Genomic DNA, 19,643 nt, shown 5'->3' with positions numbered 1-19,643 from the left:
CAAAGCCGCCGTTTCAAATGGGCGTGTTGATAGGCTGCTGTACGACGGCTTTTTTTCTTTTGCCGTCGTGCGGCAGCTTGTTCCTTTTGCGCTTATCTTAACAAGCAATCCTCACAGAAATGTCACTGACACACGCTGTTTCGACAGAATAATGGGCTGAAATCTCACGAACCTGTGAGATTTGAAAAACCGGGAGAATAATCTCCCGGTTTTCATCGCAAATATTTAATTCTGCCGCAGTCTCTCTACAACGCTTTGCTTAACATTTTGCATGAAAGTTATGACGGGGGTTGCCAAGCAGACCAGCAAAACAATAGCTGCGACAACCAACAGAGAAATTACAGGATAGTGAAAAGCTGCATAAGGAACCATTCTTCTAAAGGCTGAGTATATTGGAATATATATCGCTGTTCCCAGTGTGGCAAGCAGTAGGAAAGAAATACTCCAATAATACCCGCCTTCCCAAAGCAATACATTTCTAATTTGCTTTTTCGTCATTCCTATACTTTCAAGTGTTGCAAATTCATGTTTCCGAGTATTTACACTAACAACCATTGTGTTAATGAAATTCATAATTCCTATCAGCAAAAATACAGCGGACAACCCTGCGGCTATAATCCTTGAGGTCAGCAAATATCCGGCCATTTCTTGCTGCTTTTCATATCGTGACAGAATCGTAATGCCCGGTGACGAAGCAGTAATGGATTGAAGCTGCTCCATAATCCCTTTGTCATAACTGCTATCAATCGTATCAAAAGCAATCCGAAAAATTTTGGTTTCTCCAGACAACTTCTCTATTGCCTGCTCACTGATATACAAATCAGGGGCAGTACCTCTCTCATTTCCTCGACCATTCTGAAAATCAGCGTCCAGAAAGCCAGTTGCCACTGTAAAGACCTGTTCCCCGGACTCACCGACAACGGTGATTGCTTGCCCTGGCTGAATCAATAGGTTTCCCTCATCATCCGTCATAGCGGACAAAACCACCAACTCTCCCTTTTCAAAGGCGGTTAAGTCAATAGGCTTATCAAGCGTTTTATTAAGTTCTTCGATATATCTGGAATCTATTCCGTAAACGCCGCTCCAAAAATTATCTGTATAGTTTTTTCGTGTTTCCGCATTTGAAAAATCAAGACCTGATACGCCATCCAAGGAATCAATATATTTCCCGAATACATTTTCGTCGTAAATGACATCCATAGTGGGCCACGGTGAAGCAGAATAAGTGACGCGCAGATTTTCAATTCCCTGCATTGTTTCAATTTGCTGCAACATTTCATTAGAGAGCAGGTTTCCTTCTTCGGAAATGCTGTAAGTCAATGCGAAATCACTTTCTCCCCATTGATTTACAAAATTGTCGGGACTTAGGCTTGATAGTAGACCAGCAGAAACCAAAAACAATATTAAGCCTAAAAATAAGGACGCAAAAGTAAGGAAAGCGCTTTTAGGGTTTCTAAAAATATTATCTCGTGCCATCCGAGATAATTTTGTTCTATGGCTCTTATGATCTCGGTAACTCCTTGTATTTGCCTCCGTATAGCGTGAAGCCGCAACAGGAGAAATACTTGCAGCTATTTTCGCTGGTTTCATGCTGCCGATGATTGCAGTAAAAAATGTGAAGATTGCGGCACCCGCAAAAATAATGGGGGAAAAGGACACTATCTCCCCAAGGTCTGTATCGCTTGAGTACATCATATTCATGGCAAACGGAACAAGTCCAAGCGAAACAATACCACCGACAATCAGGCCGCTGGGAATACCGATCACCGCCGTTCTGAATATTTGAGAACGCACGATCCGCTTGATTTGTCTTTTTGTCGTGCCTATCGTTTTAAGCTGTCCATAGAATTGTGTATCTCTTGAAATTGAGATATACAGAATGTTATAAATCAGCAAATAGCCGCTGATAATGATAAAGACGATAATAGCAGCCAGTGGAAGAACAATGGTGGTGGAATTGCTCTGAGCAATAGGTACAATTTCAAAGGACTGACTTTCTGTAAACGAAATCTTCCGTTTTAGTTTTTCACAGGATCGCAGGGCATTACTGTCATCAGAAAAAGAAATCATTGCGGTAGACACACTATCAAAGGGAAGCCCTGTTTGTGTTGCAAAAAGCTCCGAAACATAAGCGGCACCACGGTTGCCTGCACGTGAAGCCGAATAATCTGTGTAATAGCCCGACAAAACAAATTCATCGGAGATATATTGATAATCTGTTCCGAGTTGATAGGAAAGGGAAATATTCATCCCTATCTGTGGATCATCAATCCCCATTGCACGCAAAGCCCATGTAGGGAGCATAATTTCATTTTTTGCTTGCGGATAATCTCCGTGTATATCCGAAATTGTTGGTACACGGTGTTCTTGCCATTCTGTTTCGTCTATCCAAGTAATACTCAGCAGGGCATCGTCCATTCCAGATGTATCAATGCTGCCCAATCTCTGACTGACACCAACTACGGATACCAAGCTGGATCGGCTCAATTCTTCATATTGTTCTTCTGAGAGGCTTGTAATTGCCACATCCGCAGTCGTGCCCATCGCACGAATTTGCTGCATTTGATAGGTTTCAAAATAACTGCACCCCAAACTAAATACAGATGTAATCATAAAGGCGGTCAAGAATAATGCGATGGTAACGAAAACATTTCTCTGCTTATTAGCGCGGTAGCTTCTTTTGGCAAGACGATTGATTGTTGCCTGGTTATTGTTCCCAAATAAAATATCATCCATCAATGTCACCCCCTGTCACTGTGCGATTTTTCCGTCCTCAATACGGATAATTCGGTCGGCAAGCTGGGCAATTTCATTGTTATGGGTAATCATTACAAGCGTTTGATGGAACTTCTGACTTGTAACTTTCAGCAAACCAAGAACATCACTACTTGTCCGGCTATCCAAATTGCCTGTCGGTTCATCTGCAAGTATAATAGCTGGTTTGGAAACAAGGGCGCGGGCAATCGCTACACGCTGCTGCTGGCCGCCGGACAGATTGTTAGGCATACTGTTCAGCTTCCCATCGAGAGCCAACATTTTCACGACTTCATCCATAAACCGCTTGTCCACGGTATCACCATCCAGCTCCACCGGCAGGACAATATTTTCATAGACATTCAGCACAGGAACAAGATTGTAATTCTGAAAGATAAACCCGATGTTACGTCTGCGGAAGATGGTAAGCTGTTCATCCTTGAGTTTCGATAATTCTTTCCCTTTTACTTTAATACTGCCGGAAGTTGGCGTATCTAACCCGCCCATCATGTTCAGCAAAGTAGACTTACCGCTGCCGGAAGTACCAACAATGGCAACAAATTCACCTTCCTCAATGGATAGGGTCACGCCATCCAATGCTTTTGTAATGTTCGGTTCGGTGCCGTAATATTTCTTCAAATCTGTCGTTTGTAATATGTTCATATAGAACACCACCCTTTCTTTTTGATGGCTCTATCATAAAAGGTAAACCTCACAGAAATGTCACGGGAAACAAAATACCTCTGTTTAATTAAATCTCAAATGTCATAGGCCTGTGACATTTTGTTTTTTAGCGTACTTATTTTATTGTCGAGGCAGAAAGACGGAAAAAGTTGAACCCCTCCCAACCTCGGATGTTACCCGGATATAACCGCCTTGCAAGGTTACGATCTCACGAGCCAGATATAGACCAATACCAATTCCATCTACATCATGTACGATGTCCTCTCGATAGAAACGCTTGAAAATTGCTCCCTGATGCTGTTCTGAAATGCCAATGCCTGTATCTGCAATGTCGATTTTCACATACATTTCCCAACTTTCAACCGAAACACGGATTTGACCGCCCTCCGGCGTATATTTCACTGCATTGTCCAAAATATTGAACAGTGCTTCGCTTGTCCATTTTCTGTCATGGGAAACGACCAAGTTCTCCGGGCAGTCCACTTGAACATTGATCTGTTTTTTCTCGGCGTTCAGAAGAATACCTCCCAATGCGGCGGCAAGCGTGTCATAAAGCGGCTGGCTTTTCTTTTCCAGAGAAATAACACCTGTTTCCAAACGAGAGGTTTTAATCATAGCCTGCATGAGAAAATCCAGTTTATCAAGCTGGCTGGCCTGTGCCGTTAGAAACTCTTTTTGTTTTTGCACAGGGACTTCATTTTCAAGCAGAGTGCTGTTAATCATTTTCAAGTTCGCAATCGGGGTCTTGACCTGATGGGAGATGTCGGAAATCAGTTCTTGCAGGTCAGCCCGTTCTTGTGCAATGCCGTTCTTGTTTTCCTGCATGACTTCATATAAACGGTTCAGCCGATATTCAATTTTATAGAAAAGACTTTCTTCTTCCACAGTCTGTTTCGGCTGCATATTCCCGGATAACATATCATCCATTAAACTGCAAAAAGCATCGGAGAACATTGCCAGTTTGCGGCGAACCAGCACCATAAAACAAACAGCGCAAACCAGCACAAAAATGCCGAACAATAATACATACCAGACAGCGGTTATATTTTGGGTCAGCCCATACAAAGCTGCTGAAACCGTCCCCATTGCCACCAGCAGGAGAACAGCAAAAAAGATACAGGCTTTGTTGACGGAAAGTTTTCGCACATTCATTTCAGCACTCCTCCGATCCACATATAGCCCATACCATATACCGTTTTGATATACTGACGGTCAGGTGTTTCGATTTTGTTTCGTACCCGGCTGATCGCCGCAGTCAGAGCGTGTTCATCCACAAAATTTCCGTCTGCGTCCCACAGCTTTTCCAACAAGACTTGCCGGGTCAAAACAATCTGCGGATTTTTCATCAGGATTTTCAAAAGTCGATATTCCAGTGGGGTGAATGTAAGTGGCTTTCCTGATAGAGTAGCACTCATTTCTGAAAAATTGATGGTCAGTGTGCCATCCTCATAAGTATCACCACCATATTGTTTTGTCAGCCTACCCAGCACTACCGCTAATTTCTTTTGAAAGACGCTCATAGGGAAAGGTTTTGTCACATAATCCTCTGCGCCCAGTTCATACCCTTTGAGCATATCGCTTTCCATATCATTTGCGGTCAGAAAAATAATAACGGTATCAGGGCGACGCTCTTTTATTTCCCGGCAGAAGTCAAAACCGTTCCCGTCCGGCAAATTTACATCCAGCACAATCAGGTCATAGTCCTGCTTTGTCAAGAAACTACTGGCCACTGATTTTGTCAGTGCAGAATCAACCGTATAGCCCGCAGTATTCAAGTTATAGCATAAAGTATTATTCAAAAGCCGATCATCCTCGACTACTAAAATTCGCATGGTATCACACTCCTTCATTTTCAGTATAGCACCCAAATGTCACAGAAACCTCACAATATTTCTGATTTTATTTTAGATACCAACCTCTGATCTTCGGGACAAATTGTCCCAAAGTTATAGGTATATTGTACCTCACATTTCCGCGATCATCAATTTTGCGTATGTGAAATTAAATAGTCAGTAGTATGAAATACAAAGTCGTTCAAATAATATCACATGAAATGTAAAATCATATCAGGTGATGTTATGAAGATAGAACGAGATGAAAGACGCTTTGATTTTCACGATATAGGGCTCGCCATCAAGCGTGCAAGAGAAGCCAGCGGCATGACACAGGAACAACTGGCCTATATTGTTGACCGCGCTCCGCGTACCATTATGTATAATGAAAATGATGGTCAGCATCCAAGCTTCAACACCTTTTATCAGATGGTTACAATGTTTGATATATCGGTGGATCAATACTTTTACCCGTCCCAGAATAGCGGGAGCGAGTGCAGGAAGCGGATTGATGCCATGTTGAACGCCTTGGACGAAAGAGAATTGAAAATCGTTGAAGCTACAATCCAAGCGATGAAAGCATCGAAAGAAACGGAGGAAACGTAAAAGAAAGCGTAACCTCCGTTTTTTGCGCCATGTTGCGGGTTGCGCGTTTTGGCAAGCAATTCGGGTGTGGCCACACTCCGAAATTTTTGCTGGCCGCAGGGCCCGCAAAAATGCTTGTTGGGGAGCTCCCCAAACCCGCTGTACTTCGGGACAAATTGTCCCAAAGTCCCGGTGCGCTGCACCGTAGTCTGCGGCCCGTCACTATCGTTCCTGGGCCTTATTCTCACGCTCGTCCGTTATGCCGAGCAGATGATCAATGTTCGCTTTTATTGCCACGGCCTCCCGCATTTGCCGCTGGGCCTCCCGATATTCTGCATAAAGCTCTTTTTTCTGTCCTGCCAGCTCACGGCGGGATTTTTTTAGTGCTTCAATCTTAGGGAGTTTTGCGCCGTTCAGTATGGTGTTCATAGTATCCTTTGCCGCCCGGTAAGTGGCAAGCTCCGCTTCGTGCTGGGCCAGATACTTTTTGCTGTACCGCGCAGCTTTGTATCCATCAAACACCGGGCGAGTCTTGGCATAGTCCACCGTGGCAGCCATCAGCTCCGAGGTTTTGGAAAGAGCCTCCTCCGTTGTGCGGAGCTCGTCAGACAGCTTGTGAACGTGATCCACCGCAGCCTCGGTGCTGGCCGTCAGTGCCGCATAGTCTGTCAGATGATGCTCCTGCAAATACTGGAGCGCGGCGGCCATTTGTTTTAGGTTGTAGACCTTGGCCCATCGTTCATAGGCCGGGCCCTTGCCTTGGGCCATACGCTCTTGAATGTCGATGATGAGATTGACTCGCCGTGGCGGAACCGTGGGCTCCTCTGGCAGTTCAGGGAGCGGACGTTCCCCGGCAATTACCGCCTTGATGTCCTCTGGGTCAAATCCGGTTCCAAGTGTAGAAGCCCGGAGCCGGGTCGGTTTTTCCTGCCCGGGCGCAAGGAATGAGATGACACCGCCGCGGCCCTGTTTTACCGCAAAGCCGGACTCCTCCATGAGACGAAGAAAGTCGGCGAAGTCTGTGGGCTTTTTCTCCAAAGAGGCGAGAATAGCCAGCCGTACCCGCTGCTTGACAGAGGGCGGCTTTTCACCGATCCACTGGCCGTAGTGGAGAAAACGGCCCTTGCTGTGCTGGCACGGATTTTGGATAACAGACAATTCATGTTCGATGCACACGCGGTCAGAGAGCCGCCGCAGGGCAAAGGACGAACCAATGAAATTATGAAATTTCCGGGAGCGGTCAAAGGCCGTCGCATTGAAATAAATGTGATTGTGGATATGGGCCTTGTCGGTATGCGTACAGACGAAGAACTGATACTTTCCCTTTGTCCAGCGCATCGCCGTTTCATAACCAATACGGTTTGCTTCTTCCGCCGTAACCTCCCCGGGCAGAAACGCCTGCCGGATCTGAAAGAACAGTGCCCCGCGAGATACGGCCCGGCCTGTCTCTGCAAGGTATTGACTTTTTACCAGAAGAAACTCGGCGGGAGCCGTGTTCGGATCGCAGAGATAGGAAGATACGGCTCCCAGCTTTTCCGGGTTCAGGCCATAGGTAAAACGATCCTCCATCGTTTGAATTGCACTTTTTCCCGCCGCTGTTTTATAAGGGCGGATGTAGGTGGTCGCCGTAGAAATCCCTCCTTCCGGCAAATAGTATTTTTACTTTGGGACACTTTGTCCCGAAGTAGAAAAAGCCGGGGAGCGGTATCAACCACTCCCCGGATGGGTCAGAGCTCTACCAGAGCGGAGAGCTGTTTCAAGAGATCAGACAGCGGCCCCCACAACGCGGCATAGTCCCGCTGCAAGGCCGCAAGTTCTTCGGGATAAATTGCGCCGTAGGTGTTGGCTTGAATTGCCACTTGGTTCAGATTGTTGGAGCATCGCCGCTGGAGCGAAACCAGCTCACGAACAGGCGAAAGGTCAACATGAAGCACATACCCACTCAGGGCCATTTTCCGCATATAGGCTCCCATGTTACGGATGCCAGCCTCCGCCATACGTTCTTGAATCAGGGCCCGCTCCGCCTCCGACACCATCACATGAAGATGGATCGGACGGCGGCGTTTCTTTGTCATCGCTCCTCACGCTCCCGGCTGCGGCAGGCGCGGGGCGGCTCCTTTACTTTATCCAGCGGCTTTTCCTGTTCGTCTACCGGAACAGGGCGCGGCAAATGAAATTCACGGTGCAGGCGCAGCACCTCCAGTACAGACAATTCCTGTTCACGTTTCTTTTCCATATACGCACCTCCTTATCTATCGCCACGGTCAGGCTGCCTGCGCTGGGAAGCCGGAGCCTCCGAGCCGCGATCTGCCTCCGCCAACTTTGCCGCGTTTTTCATCTGCTCGGCAATCGGACGGGGCCTGTCGGGATTATCAGGCGCAGGACGCAGCTCATAGTCGGATGCCTGTTTTTCCGTTAGCGGGCGGGTATAGGTAAGATAGCCCCAAGCCAAGAACGAGCCATTTTCCACCGGGACGCGCTGATCGTAATTGAAGATTTCATCCGGCTTGTTATAAGGCGGCTTCGGGAATGTCCCGATGTCCACAGGCCGCTGGGTCGAATAATACTTGTAAAGGCCGGGAGCCTCGGTCTGCCTGATCCCCACGTTATAAATACGCTGATAGTCCTGCACCCGGTCTGTAAAATCCTGTTCCATTGCGGTGCGGTCATTTCCATAGTGGCCCCATTCGTACTGCCGCTGGCCGTCCTTGTCATCATAGCAGGCCCATGTGACATAGCGGGATGGCGCGGTGGGATGTTCGCCCAATGCAAATCCACGTCCATTTTCCAGCATAACAGCCTTCAAAATCGAATAGCCTTGATTTTTGTCCATAGTACACCTCCCATCATCGAGACATTTCTTTGTTTTCTCTTTTCACAAATGGCTGGAGCTGATAGGGGCTTGTACCGTCCTCGGGCCGCAAAAAGTCTATCCGGGCCGCAGCACGGATGGCGTTCTGGTTAAGCTGCCGCTGCCATGCCCCTTGGCTGGGAGCCCACTTAAAGCCGTTGCTTTTCAGTTCCTGCCGCTGATCGGCATCGGGCTTTTCCTCAAAAATAAGCTGCAAACGGTTTTCAGCCTCGTTGATTTTGGCCTCGCCTCCGGGGAATGTCCAGCCAGCAAACTCGGAGCGGCTGCTCAGTTCCTCAATGCGTTGGCGCACACGGCGGATGTTGGCGTTGTTGTTGGAAAGCAGATAGGCGGGATACGGCTTGCTTTTATCCAAGTGCCATGACTGCGCCATATCTGCTTTGAGCTTTTCTGCCTGCTCCGGCGTAAGCTCCGGGCAGCCGTCCAGCGTTTTGTGTTTCCGAAAATACGCATTGACCGCCTTCATGGTGGCCTGCTGGGACTCCAGCCCCTCCAGCTTTTTTGTCAGCTTTTCCACGGCCAGATCATCGTCTGCGCTGATCCCGCCCATACCAACAGAGCGGATTTTATCAAGCAGCTTTGAAATCTCCGCATACTCTCCATAGTTGCGATCCCGGGCGGCGTTCTGCTTGTGCTTTTTTGCCACAGGGAAATTACCGCCCCCGGAGATCAGAATAGAGGGCACACGGGCATCAATCACATTGCGTTCATTCAGATTTTCCGCAAGTTTCCGTGCATAGCGATCCACCAGCGCGTCAATCTTATCATGGTACATGGGATCGACACGCGCTTTCTGGCGTTCCGCCGCTGCATACGCTTCATCGACCATTGCCCGGTAGCCCGCCGTAGCGGAGCCCGGCTGATAGTCAGAAAAGCTGTTCATATCTTTTGCCCGCTTTGCGGCTTCTTCATTGATCGGATAATATTTCGGCATAGTACCTCCTTCCACAAAAGCCGGAACTTTGGGACAAATTGTCCCAAAGCCCTGGCAGCTAAAATGTTGACAGCATCTCACGGAAACAGGGCCAGACGTAGAAACATACGTCTCCCGCAGAAAAGGGCCTTAAAAAGCCTTGCTACAAGCGGATTTGTGATGGTCTAATTGTCAACACATCAGCCACGTTTTTTCCGCATATATTCCCGCTGCTGTTTGCGGTGTGCCGCCTTTGCACAGGCCGCCGAACAATAGGTTTGCCGTCCATCAGGAGCCACGGCTCTGCCACATACCGGGCAAGCCTTGAAATCCGGCCTTGGCCCCTCTGTCAGCAACGCAGCCTCCAGCGCCGGATCAAGGGGCAGAACTGCCTCGCGGAAGTAGCGGCAATAAGCCCCTGTCCAGCATTTTCCAAACATATAGCACTCGCAATCCAGCGGCAGGCAGCCGCAGTCCCGGTCATAGTTGGCACACCATTTTGATACCAGCCTGCGGATTGCTGCTTTTTCTGTCCGGGTCAGTTCTCGGTCCACAGCATCACCTCCCGTTGCCCGGTGGTTTGAGTTGCTCCTGGTAGCAGAACACGCAGCCAATCCCGCGCCAGTAAGGGCAGCCGTCACAACGGGAGCCCTTCGGCGGCAGGCTGGGCGGCACACCCTTAAAGTAGCTTTTTTCTTTCATAAATCCCTCATAGGGGTTATTTGTAAATCTCATTCATTATCCTCGCTTTCGGTATCGTCCTCGTCCCAAGGTGGCCCATCGTCCTCGGGATCGTCATAATCAGCCAGTTCCTCACTGTAATCTTCTTCGGGTACAGCAGCTTTTTCATGCTTCGGGCGGTAAATTTTGAAGTACCAGCCTGCACCGCCACCCAGAACAGCCACTGCCAAAATCAGCAGAAGCGTCCCGGTATTACTTTTCTGCTGGGGCTCGGATTCCGGCTCCTCCGCAGGTTCCGTCACCGGAGCGGGTTCGGGAGCTGTGCCAGCACACTCGGTCATGTTGACCGCGCAGACCTCGCAATCCGTATGGATGGCTCCGGGCGCACATTTTTCTGTGCAGGAGCAGGCCGGAAGTTCTCCGCCAGCGGCCTCCAGTGCCGCCAGCAGATCGGCTTCATCCACCATGTTCAAAAAGTAGGTGTGATACTGTTCGCCGTCCTCGTCCACAGGCTTGTCATAGTCAATGACAATGTAAAAGGTGTTGCCGCCGCTGGTTTCCACCGTGATGAACTGTTTGTTGGTTGCGGCATCGTAGAGCAGATCGCGGGTCACAAGGTTTCCATCCTCCGAAAAGCCCTCGCCCGGGGTAATGGTAGGTGCTGGCTCCGGGGCCGGAGTTTCTTCCACAACAGGCGGTTCCTCATTCCCGCCGTCCGAATAGGCATAGGCCGGGATTGCAAAGCCGCATAAAAGAACGGCGGAGCAAAGCCCCGCCGCCAACATACGAAAGTGTTTCATATTCAGTTTTCCTCCTTTTCTTCTTCGAACTTCGGGACACTTTGTACCAAAGTACCTCCGTCCTTCAGCTTTTCAAACAGCAGCGGGAGCTCCGTAAGGGAGATGCTCATACCGCGCACAATGTCCACGATCTCACTGTTTTCTGCCTCCAGCTTTTTCTGCTCCAGCTCCTTGAGCCGGGCCTGCTGTTCACTGATTTTAGCCTTGACCTTATCAATCTCGGCCTGAATTTTCATGCTTTTGGTAGTTGCCATTTCAAAACCTCCTGTCACGGTAAACGCCCGTAGGCGTAAAAATGAGATTGCCAGTAGCTTGTATTCAAGTTTGCGTAGCCGATGGGATCTCCGCAATGCAGCATTTTCCCGTCACCGACATAAATCCCGCAATGGCTCACGCCCGGCGTGTCATAGGTGCCTTTGAAGAAAACCAAATCACCGGGTTTGGGAGAGCTTGTTGGCGTACAGATGTTATAGAGCCCCTGGGCTCCCAGCCTGCCCACATTCCAGCCGGAGTGATTGATGACCCACGAAACGTACCCCGAGCAATCAAAGGAAGTGGCAGGAGAACTGCCGCCCCACACATAGGGATAGCCGATATATTTCTGTGCTTCGGCAAGCATCGCGGCAAAGGTTTCATCGTCCAGATATTCTCCGGGCACTTCGTAATCACCGGGTTTCCCGGTAATATACTTGTTCACATAGGGAGAATCCGGGAACAGATCAGGGCGGTTCCCCAGCGTTGCCATATAGATGGCATATCGGGAAAGCTGCTCCTCGCCCATAACGTACACAGGTACATGGGACAAATCAAAATTTTCCAACGTGACCGTACAGATGTAATAATCGTAAGGCACCTGATAGGTGTCCGTATGGGAGTTGCCGTCCTCGTCCGTCCATGTGTCGGTTTCTGTGCGATACCGGGTTTCCACCACCACATCCTCCGTGAGAATGTACTGGCGGTCAAACAGCATTTGCAGCGTTCCCTGTACTTCGTCTATTGTCCATTGCCCCTCATGGAGCGCACACAAAAGAGAAAGCAGCACATAGGGATCATGTTCGATTTCGTCCAGATCGAAGTGGTATTCGTCATAGTCATGGGTGCTTTCATAGGTGTCCAGATAATGCTGTAAATCATCTTCCAGCGCACAATAGGCGGCTTCGGCGGCCAGCATATCACGATCCTCGCAAGGATAGGTGCTGGCTCCTAATGCACCGGCCCCGGCGTTCCCCAGCATAAGCATGGTAGAGGAACAGGACTGCATAGCAAACAGGAGTAACACACAGAGCACCGCAATCACGGCACCTGCGGGATGACTTTTGACAAATTCCACTGCCCGGGCGGTCAGGCGTTCTGTGGCTGTGGCAGTTTTCCCAGCCGCAGCCGCGCCCTGCTTTGCAGCCTCCTTTGCCTGCTTGCGGTATTGCCTGCGAAGCCGTTGCTTCTGCCAGTAGCGGGTAAGGGCATTTTTCGTCAGCTCCGGGTGCTCCTGTGCGGCGGTGTGAAAATGGTAGTCCGCCGTGTACTTGGTATAGCGGGCCTCGGCCTTGCGTACCACTTTTGCCGGATGTTCCCGGACTTTACGGCGCACAAAGCGGGAGCCGTGCCGCAGCGCGGTTTCTCCCACAAGCTCAGAACGGTGTGCGCCTTCTGTGCCGACATTTTCCTGTTCCACTTCAAAAATCTTGCCATGCACGAAGCTGTGAACGGAACCACTGGCAACACGGCCTATGCGTTTTACCGGGCCGGGCTTTTTCGGCGGCTTTTGTTTTGCCAGCTTCTCCCGGGCCTGTTCCAGCTTTTCGCCTTGGGACTCCATACGGAGCTTTGCCGCCGCAGCCTGTTCCTGCTGGCTCTTTTTGCGGAACTTGGACTTTGGGACACTTTGTCCCGAAGTGTCGGAAGCCTCCGGCCCGGGCTGCTCCCCGTTAGGGGTGTGGGCGGTCTGCGACCAAGCCTCCTCCTTGGCCTTATTCGTTTTTCGTTTCATTCTTTATATCCTCCGGGCGGGTAGTCAGCAGGTCATAGATTTCTCCGCGAGGGAACCGATCCACAAACGGGATGGTCACATTTCCATAGAACAACAGTCCCTCACCGGAATTGCTGTGTGTGATATAGGAAAGCTGATGCTCGGAAATACCGAGCTGTTTTGCCAGAATGGTACGGTCACTCTGCGCCTGTGAAAGCAGAATCATAAAATCCGTGTTGTCCAGAATGTTCTCGATTTCCCGGCTGGCCAAAAGGTCTTTGACGTTCTGCGTCAAAGCAGACGGCACACATCCTTTTTTACGCAGCATTTTCCAGACTGCCACAAAGTAGCTGGCTGTCAGCGGATCGCGGAGCAGGATATGAAACTCGTCAAAGTAGCACCAAGTCGCCGCACCCTCGTGGAAGTTCTGATCCACCGCCTGCGAAACAAACTCGTTTGTGATGTGCATTGCAATCTTTCTAAGATTTTCGCCCATGTTTTTCAGAACGATGCACACCACACGGCTGTCCGTCTTGACGTTGGTAGGATGGTTAAAGAGATTGAGGGAGCCTGTGCAATAAAGCTCTAAGGCAGTTGCCACGCGCCGGGCCTCGGGCTCCGGCTGGCGTAAAAGCTCCTCATACAAATCCTGCAACAGCGGTGTTTTTGCGGTTTCCAATCCGAGCGCCTGCTCCCGGTACACCAAACGCACACAGCGGTCAATGACCGTCTTTTCAATGGGCTGCAAGCCTTCCTTGCCGCCGACCACCAGCTCGCACAGGGACAAAAGAAAATCCGCCTTCATGGAAAGTGGGCTTTCTCCGGCAGCCATATTGAGCTCCACATCCATCGGATTGAGGTGGTGCGGACTGTCCGGGGCAATCTCGATCACCTGACCGCCCAGCCTTCGCACCAGCGGCGCATATTCGCCCATCGGGTCAACCACAATGATCCGATCCTGCGGGATGGTGAGAAACACATTCAAAAGCTCGCGCTTTGCGGCAAAGCTCTTGCCGGAGCCCGTAGAACCCAAATACATCCCGTTTGCCGACTTCAGCTTTTTGCGGTCAGCCATGATGACATTGTGAGAGAGTGCGTTCATGCCATAGTAGAGGGCCTGCCCAGCCATGCGGAGCTCCCTTGTCATAAAAGGAATAAAGATGGCTGTGGAGCTGGTTGTCATACCGCGCTGGATTTCTACCTCGTTGTAACCAAGGGCCAACGAGGAAACAAAGCCCTGTTCCTGTTGCCAGTCCAGACGGCGCAGAGCGCAGTTGTATTTCTGCACGATACCGCCCACGGTAAACACATCGTTTTCCAGCCGCTGGCGAGTAGGGGCAAGGTTTACCACCGTAAAGGTCAGCAGAAACATTCGCTCATTGCGGGATTGCAAATCAACCAAAAGCTCCGCTGCGTCCTTGCTGAATGTGATCAGGTCAGGGGGAAGAATATCCGGGTCATAGCCGGAGCGCACAGCCTTTCTCTGTTCCTCCACTTTCATTTTTCCGATGTCCGAGATTTTCCCCTTGATGGTCTTAATTGCCTTGAGCTGATCCACGGTCTGAATGTGCATGGTCACGGTCATTTCCGCATCCAGCTCCAAGATTTCCGCCAACAACTTATCCGAAAGCTCCGATGCCATAATCTGTAAGTAGGACACCGCGCCCCAATACTGGCCGATGCGGAATGTGCGGGACTGGCGGAAGTCGAGACTGTCCGGGGCAATAAAGTCTTTTGTGCCGAGCCCGGTCTGCGAGATGTCTTTCCACGAAAAGCGGAACGCCTCACGGCTCCCCGGGTGCATCTGGCTATGAAGCAGCGCAAGGCGGGCCCGTCCGTCCATCGGCTCCGAGGGAACGCCCAGTCGCTTAAAGTTTCCCATGACATCGGCCTCCACACGCTCCAGACGGGGCCGTGCCTCCGCAATCCCCTCGGCGGGTATGCCAAAGGTGATGTATTTTGAGCGTTCAATGCCGTTATTGCTTTTGGCAATCTGATTTTTCAGCATCCCGGTAAACTCGTCCCGGACGCTGTTATAGTTGTCATCCGCTTTTGGGATATTGACCTGATAGCGGCTGCGGGAATGAGAACGGCGGTTGATAAAGGAAAGCTGGAACGGCAGCGAACTGTCAAAGTAGTTGAGGAATGAGCTCCATCCGCTGAATATGGCGGTCTGATCCTCGGTGGATGCCACGGAGTAATTGATGTCCTCATATTCCACGGTTTTTGTATAGAGCCCGCCCGGGAGCTTGCACACACCGTCCGGGTGCATAGACAGATACGGGATTGTCTGCTGAGCAGACAGGGTCGCCCGGCCTTTACCCTTGGCGGCGGCTCCGTTTTTCTTCTTTGTGTTTTTCAATCACATCCTCCTTTCCAGCGCCCGGCCCGGCAAAGGGCGCATAAATGTTTTCGGTTCGGTAGGCCCTGATCCCCGGCCTTAGAAACTTGGCCCGGATGATATTCCGCACCACCTTTTCAAAGGGTAAGCCGTCCTTTTCATACATGGCCAGCAGGAACGCCGGGAGCATAATTCCCAGCATGAGAAACATCGCCCCGGTATTGCCGAGGGTGCCACGGGTCAGCAGATAGGCCGGAATCCCCACTGCGCCCGCGCTGCCGAAGCAGACAAGCTGGCGTTTGGTGAGGTTGAAAGCCATTTTTGTTTTGATTTTGGATAAATCGTTTGGTACGTTTACATAGGGCATAGATTACACTCCTTTCTGCACTTCGGGACAATGTGTCCCAAAGTCCGGGATGGTTGGTGTTACTTCATTTCCCCATACAGCCCAGCCGGGCGGGGTCTGCCTGGCAAAGAGCTCCACGCGGGGCAGATCGCCCATCAGGGAAATAATTTTGTCGCGGGCCTCGTCCGGCTTTTTGCTGTGGGCTTCAATCGGGGAAACGATAAATTGATGGATGTTGGCTGCCTGCCGCTTCGGGTGGCCCTTGGTTGCCAGCAGGCAAATTTCTGCATTGCCTCTTGTCCAGAAGCCAAGGCCGTAAAACCAGCTATCCGCCTTCTTGTTCTTTTTCAGCCAGACGAAAGCAACGGATTTATAGTTGAAGCCCCAAGCCTCGATCAGCCGGAGCGCCTCCGGGAGCTGCGGGAAAGTGGCCCATAAAAAGAGTGCGCTGTCCGGGGCTGCAAGATCAGCCACAGGCAACGCACATAACTCCTCAATGCTCATAGTGGGATAATGGTTTTCCGCCGCGCCCTGTACTTTCTTAGCCGAGTAGCGCCAAGGGGGATCGGCGTAAATGATAGAATACTGCTGGATAATTACACTCCTTTCTCGCCAGAACTTTTTACTGCCTGCGCCGCACGAATACGCTCACTGGCTGCGGCATAAAAGGCCGGGGCCGTTTCAAAGCATACAAAGCGACGTTCTGTGTTGATAGCTGCAATCGCGGTTGTGCCGGAGCCCGCGCAAATGTCCGCGACCAATTCGCCGGGGCGGGTGTAGGTGCGGATCAGGTACTCACAAAGCTCCACGGGCTTCTGTGTGGGATGGATGCCGCCGGACACCGTAGGCACAAAAAGCACATTTCCGGGATAGCGGCGGCCATCGTTGGACTCTGAGCCCTGCCGTTCAAATTTCCCATAGTTAGAGCTTGTACCGCTTCGGGAATGAACACGGGTATATGGCTTGCCGTAAGTAAACTGTGGATTGTAGACCGGGGACTTTTGGTAAAACACCAAGATGTTCTCGGACTTCTTCAGTGGAGCCCGGTTTGCATTGAGAAAGCCCGTTCCGCGCTCTTTGTACCAAATCCACTCATAGCGGAGCATGGCGAGGTTGGATGCGCCCAGCACCTTGTCAAAGGGGCACTGTGCGAAAAACAGCACTGCGCCATTCGGCTTGACCGCCCATTTCACCGCCTCCCACAGCTCCGGGAGCGGCAGGGGCACATCCCAATAATTCCGGGTTGTGCCGTAAGGCGGATCAGTCAACAGCATATCCACGCTATGTTTGGGCAGGGAGCGCAGGCCCTCAATGCCATCCATGAGAAACAAGCCCTCCTTCGGGACACTTTGTCCCAAAGTGCGGCTATCGGTCATTACGGGCCTCCTTTGCCTTGGCAGGCGCAGGCCGGGCAGCGTTTTCTTTTCCAGCTTGTTTCGCGGCCTCGGCCATCTGCTCCTTGATCGGGGCAGGCCGTACCGCCTGGGCCCGTGCAACAAGCTGTTCCACCGCCGCATGATACGCCTCCACACCAGCCGCATTGATCCGTTCCTGTATGGCACGGTCAGGAATCCGAACCGTAGCCCGGTATCCCGTCCGGCTGGCAGGATCGGGCTTAGAGGGAGCACCGAGGAAAATCCCGTTTTTCCCATCCACAACCTTAAAATCGTCGATGACCACACCGCCAAAGTTGACGCTGGCGAAGCCGATCAGTTTACCCTGCGGCTCAATCGGGCGGACAGATACTGTGATCGGAACAACCGCCTCTTGCAAGACGGCATCCGTCCGCATTTTTACCGCCTCATCAATACTAACGCCCTTGACTTCTGCAAGCTCCGCGATGGGAGCATCAAATAGCCAGCGCCGCTCCTCCGCAGCAATCTGCTCCGAGGTCAGCAATACATCGTCGTTCTTACTCAGATAAAATTCCTCCTTTCCGCTTGCCGGAGCAGGCTGGGCGGGGTCGTCCATCAGCTCTTTTCTTTGCAGGACGGCCTCCGTTTCCGCCATAAAGCGGTAAACGTCTGCCTCAGTAAACTCCTCCGGCGTTTTTCCATTCCATAAGCGCGTTCCATCCGCCCCGTATCTTCTCGGCATAAGCACCTCCTCCTGTTAATGAGCGCCAAAGATACGCTGGGCAATGCTCCCGGTCTTAAAGAGCATGAAGCAAAGCAGAACCGTGTAGCCCACAGTTCCCCAAATCGCCCCAATGGGATCGCCGCCTGTTGCGATGCCTTGAATGAGCACTGCGTAAATTGCAACACATACAAGGATCAACAGCCCTTGAAAGCCCACGGCAAACAGGGACTTGATGTAGTTCTGCCCGGCGCCGCCAAGCTCCCGGTTGGAAAGCGTAGCAACGGGGATGGGGGCCAGACTGGTCAGCAGATAGATTTCCAGCATCCTGCCATACACCAAAACGAAAATGATAATCCCCATCGCCTTCATCGTAAATCCAATGAGCGCAGACTGCAGCCAAAGCCCCAAAAGCGGCCCCAAGTCCATCGCCTCCAGCGAGGTTTCCAGTTCGGCAAGCATATCCGCCGAAATATCGGTGGAGCCTTGAATGAGCCCGCCTGCCTGCGCGATAACGCTCTGCGACACATCGAACACAGCCATGACGATATTGAATGTATTTGACAGGATTAAGATTGCACAGGCTGTTTTGAACATCCATTTATAGAGGTTCGCAACGTCAACCTCGTGCATATTGTTCTTTTCCAAAAGCATCTGTATGAGCTCATAAGTGGCAACAAAGGTCAGCACCATTCCGGCAATCGGCAGGATCACCGTTTCGGAAAGCTGTCGGATCAGGGAGAAAACCCCGGCGTGCCACGCCGCCGGGGTAGTCCCTACCTGTGCCGCAATCTCTCCGACCTGGGTATTGACGGTATCAAAAAGACCTTCGAGGTTTCCCATGATCCCGCCAATCAGAAGCTCTTTGAGCCAGTTTGTGAGCCAGTCGGTGAGAAAATCCATAAGCGCCTACCTTAAAACAGGCCAGACAGCAGAGGGATCAGTGTGGTGCCAATGAGGATGATGCCGCCGCCCGCCATGAGCTGTTTTATCCCCAATTAGGTGTAAAACTCTGCTCGATGGCGGGCGGCGGCGTACAAAAAATCTATATGGTGTTTTTAAGAGAACCGTCCCGGCGGGACAGGTCAGGCAGTGACCTGTTCCACCTCCGGGATGGGTTTGAGATTAAAATGAATTTCGATAGAAATGTGTCTTGTTTTATCTTCGTCAATGCGCTCATGCACGACGATTTCTTTGATTAAGCGGTTGAGGGTGGCTGCGTCCAGCTCTGTGATGTTGGCGTATTCCTGAATGGCTTCCACCCATTGTTTTGCGTCATTGGCAAGCTGGACTTCATCGGACAGCCGCTTTCTGCCCTCGGACACTTTTGTTTTAAGCTCCGTCTGCTCGGTCTGTGTCTTTTCCAGCATGGTGTTGAAATTCTGCTCACTGATACGCCCTGCAATCATATCCTCATAAAGCCGCATGACCATTTTGTCCAGAACCTCAATCCGTTCCTCGTCCCTTGTGAGGGAGCGTTCCATTGCTTCCCGCTGTTCCCGCTGCTCGGTTTCACAGGTATTGGTCAGGCGGTCGGCAACCGCTTCCCCGTCCATCAGGGCAGCTCTGGCGCATTCCCTGATTTTCCGCAGCACATGGCTGCAAAGGGTGTCATAGTCAATCCGGTGCTGGGTGCAGTGGTTCTTTCCAAAGGCATTGTAGGTCTTGCAGGAATAAATCTGCTGGGGATGTTTTGCGTTTGTGTAGCGTATCGTCAGCGACTTCCCACACTCGCCGCATTTTATCAGTCCGGCAAACAGGCTGATTTCATTGGTCTGCCCCGGACGCTGGCG

Annotated in this window: 21 protein-coding genes and 1 pseudogene; 1 reads left to right on the top strand and 21 read right to left on the bottom strand. The window is 51.0% G+C overall.

Going from position 1 to position 19,643, the window contains the following annotated elements; translation table 11 throughout:
- Positions 1–225: 225 nt before the first annotated feature.
- From H8S55_RS12775 to H8S55_RS12760, 4 genes are all read right to left on the bottom strand, one after another.
- Positions 226–2,736 (bottom strand): ABC transporter permease, encoded by a 2,511-nt coding sequence (locus H8S55_RS12775; RefSeq protein ID WP_186879246.1) that lies wholly within the window; start codon positions 2,734–2,736, stop codon positions 226–228.
- Positions 2,737–2,751: 15 nt separating this feature from the next.
- Entirely contained in the window at positions 2,752–3,417 is a 666-nt protein-coding gene (locus H8S55_RS12770; protein ID WP_005335790.1) for an ABC transporter ATP-binding protein, read from the bottom strand.
- A gap of 141 nt (positions 3,418–3,558) precedes the next feature.
- A complete protein-coding gene (locus H8S55_RS12765) occupies positions 3,559–4,590 on the bottom strand; it encodes a sensor histidine kinase (protein WP_117461331.1) in 1,032 nt (343 codons plus the stop codon).
- Complete coding sequence (locus H8S55_RS12760; protein ID WP_117461330.1) at positions 4,587–5,270, bottom strand: response regulator transcription factor; 684 nt, start codon at positions 5,268–5,270, stop codon at positions 4,587–4,589. The genes H8S55_RS12765 and H8S55_RS12760 overlap by 4 nt, the downstream gene beginning before the upstream one ends.
- A 246-nt stretch (positions 5,271–5,516) precedes the next feature.
- On the opposite strand from H8S55_RS12760, the gene H8S55_RS12755 reads away from it, so the two are divergent.
- Positions 5,517–5,876: a helix-turn-helix domain-containing protein gene (locus H8S55_RS12755; protein ID WP_054754179.1), complete on the top strand. Its 360-nt coding sequence runs from the start codon at positions 5,517–5,519 to the stop codon at positions 5,874–5,876.
- A gap of 201 nt (positions 5,877–6,077) precedes the next feature.
- On the opposite strand, the gene H8S55_RS12750 is transcribed toward H8S55_RS12755, so the two are convergent.
- From H8S55_RS12750 to H8S55_RS12670, 17 genes and pseudogenes are all read right to left on the bottom strand, one after another.
- Entirely contained in the window at positions 6,078–7,424 is a 1,347-nt protein-coding gene (locus H8S55_RS12750; RefSeq protein ID WP_186879245.1) for a relaxase/mobilization nuclease domain-containing protein, read from the bottom strand.
- Between the two features lie 158 nt (positions 7,425–7,582).
- A complete protein-coding gene (locus tag H8S55_RS12745; protein WP_186879244.1) occupies positions 7,583–7,930 on the bottom strand; it encodes a plasmid mobilization protein in 348 nt (115 codons plus the stop codon).
- Complete coding sequence (locus H8S55_RS12740; protein WP_172749917.1) at positions 7,927–8,091, bottom strand: hypothetical protein; 165 nt, start codon at positions 8,089–8,091, stop codon at positions 7,927–7,929. The genes H8S55_RS12745 and H8S55_RS12740 overlap by 4 nt, the downstream gene beginning before the upstream one ends.
- 12 nt (positions 8,092–8,103) lie before the next feature.
- On the bottom strand, positions 8,104–8,688 hold the full coding sequence (locus H8S55_RS12735; RefSeq protein WP_186879243.1) for a defense against restriction DarA-related protein: 585 nt from the start codon (positions 8,686–8,688) through the stop codon (positions 8,104–8,106).
- Between the two features lie 13 nt (positions 8,689–8,701).
- Positions 8,702–9,661, bottom strand: coding sequence for a DUF8626 domain-containing protein (locus H8S55_RS12730; protein WP_097786405.1), 960 nt, complete (start codon positions 9,659–9,661; stop codon positions 8,702–8,704).
- A gap of 179 nt (positions 9,662–9,840) precedes the next feature.
- Positions 9,841–10,194 carry a cysteine-rich VLP domain-containing protein gene (locus tag H8S55_RS12725; RefSeq protein ID WP_186879242.1) on the bottom strand — a complete coding sequence of 118 codons (354 nt, stop codon included), beginning with the start codon at positions 10,192–10,194 and terminating at the stop codon, positions 9,841–9,843.
- Between the two features lie 177 nt (positions 10,195–10,371).
- Positions 10,372–11,121, bottom strand: coding sequence for a DUF4366 domain-containing protein (locus tag H8S55_RS12720; RefSeq protein ID WP_186879241.1), 750 nt, complete (start codon positions 11,119–11,121; stop codon positions 10,372–10,374).
- 2 nt (positions 11,122–11,123) lie between these two features.
- Positions 11,124–11,375 carry a DUF4315 family protein gene (locus H8S55_RS12715; RefSeq protein ID WP_186879240.1) on the bottom strand — a complete coding sequence of 84 codons (252 nt, stop codon included), beginning with the start codon at positions 11,373–11,375 and terminating at the stop codon, positions 11,124–11,126.
- A gap of 14 nt (positions 11,376–11,389) precedes the next feature.
- Positions 11,390–13,108, bottom strand: coding sequence for a C40 family peptidase (locus H8S55_RS12710; RefSeq protein WP_186879239.1), 1,719 nt, complete (start codon positions 13,106–13,108; stop codon positions 11,390–11,392).
- Positions 13,089–15,449 (bottom strand): VirB4-like conjugal transfer ATPase, CD1110 family, encoded by a 2,361-nt coding sequence (locus H8S55_RS12705; RefSeq protein ID WP_186879238.1) that lies wholly within the window; start codon positions 15,447–15,449, stop codon positions 13,089–13,091. The genes H8S55_RS12710 and H8S55_RS12705 overlap by 20 nt, the downstream gene beginning before the upstream one ends.
- Positions 15,406–15,795, bottom strand: a complete 390-nt coding sequence (locus H8S55_RS12700) for a PrgI family protein (RefSeq protein ID WP_015563852.1) — start codon at positions 15,793–15,795, stop codon at positions 15,406–15,408. The genes H8S55_RS12705 and H8S55_RS12700 overlap by 44 nt, the downstream gene beginning before the upstream one ends.
- A 3-nt stretch (positions 15,796–15,798) precedes the next feature.
- On the bottom strand, positions 15,799–16,353 hold the full coding sequence (locus H8S55_RS12695) for an MT-A70 family methyltransferase (protein ID WP_118685249.1): 555 nt from the start codon (positions 16,351–16,353) through the stop codon (positions 15,799–15,801).
- Positions 16,354–16,370: 17 nt separating this feature from the next.
- Positions 16,371–17,150 (bottom strand): DNA-methyltransferase, encoded by a 780-nt coding sequence (locus tag H8S55_RS12690; protein WP_021738873.1) that lies wholly within the window; start codon positions 17,148–17,150, stop codon positions 16,371–16,373.
- Entirely contained in the window at positions 17,140–17,871 is a 732-nt protein-coding gene (locus H8S55_RS12685) for a septation protein SpoVG family protein (RefSeq protein ID WP_186879237.1), read from the bottom strand. The genes H8S55_RS12690 and H8S55_RS12685 overlap by 11 nt, the downstream gene beginning before the upstream one ends.
- Before the next feature lie 15 nt (positions 17,872–17,886).
- Positions 17,887–18,753 (bottom strand): VirB6/TrbL-like conjugal transfer protein, CD1112 family, encoded by an 867-nt coding sequence (locus H8S55_RS12680; protein WP_186879236.1) that lies wholly within the window; start codon positions 18,751–18,753, stop codon positions 17,887–17,889.
- A gap of 11 nt (positions 18,754–18,764) precedes the next feature.
- Positions 18,765–18,845: pseudogene (locus tag H8S55_RS12675) on the bottom strand (Maff2 family mobile element protein); the annotation flags it as partial.
- Between the two features lie 90 nt (positions 18,846–18,935).
- On the bottom strand, positions 18,936–19,643 hold a 708-nt coding region (locus H8S55_RS12670; RefSeq protein WP_186879235.1), incomplete at its 5' end, for a recombinase zinc beta ribbon domain-containing protein.

It is taken from the genome of Flintibacter faecis (assembly GCF_014287875.1).
Classification (GTDB): Bacteria; Bacillota; Clostridia; order Oscillospirales; family Oscillospiraceae; genus Lawsonibacter; species Lawsonibacter faecis_A.
The sequence above is the reverse complement of the archived record's forward strand: the minus strand, read 5'-3'. Positions and strand labels throughout refer to the sequence as shown.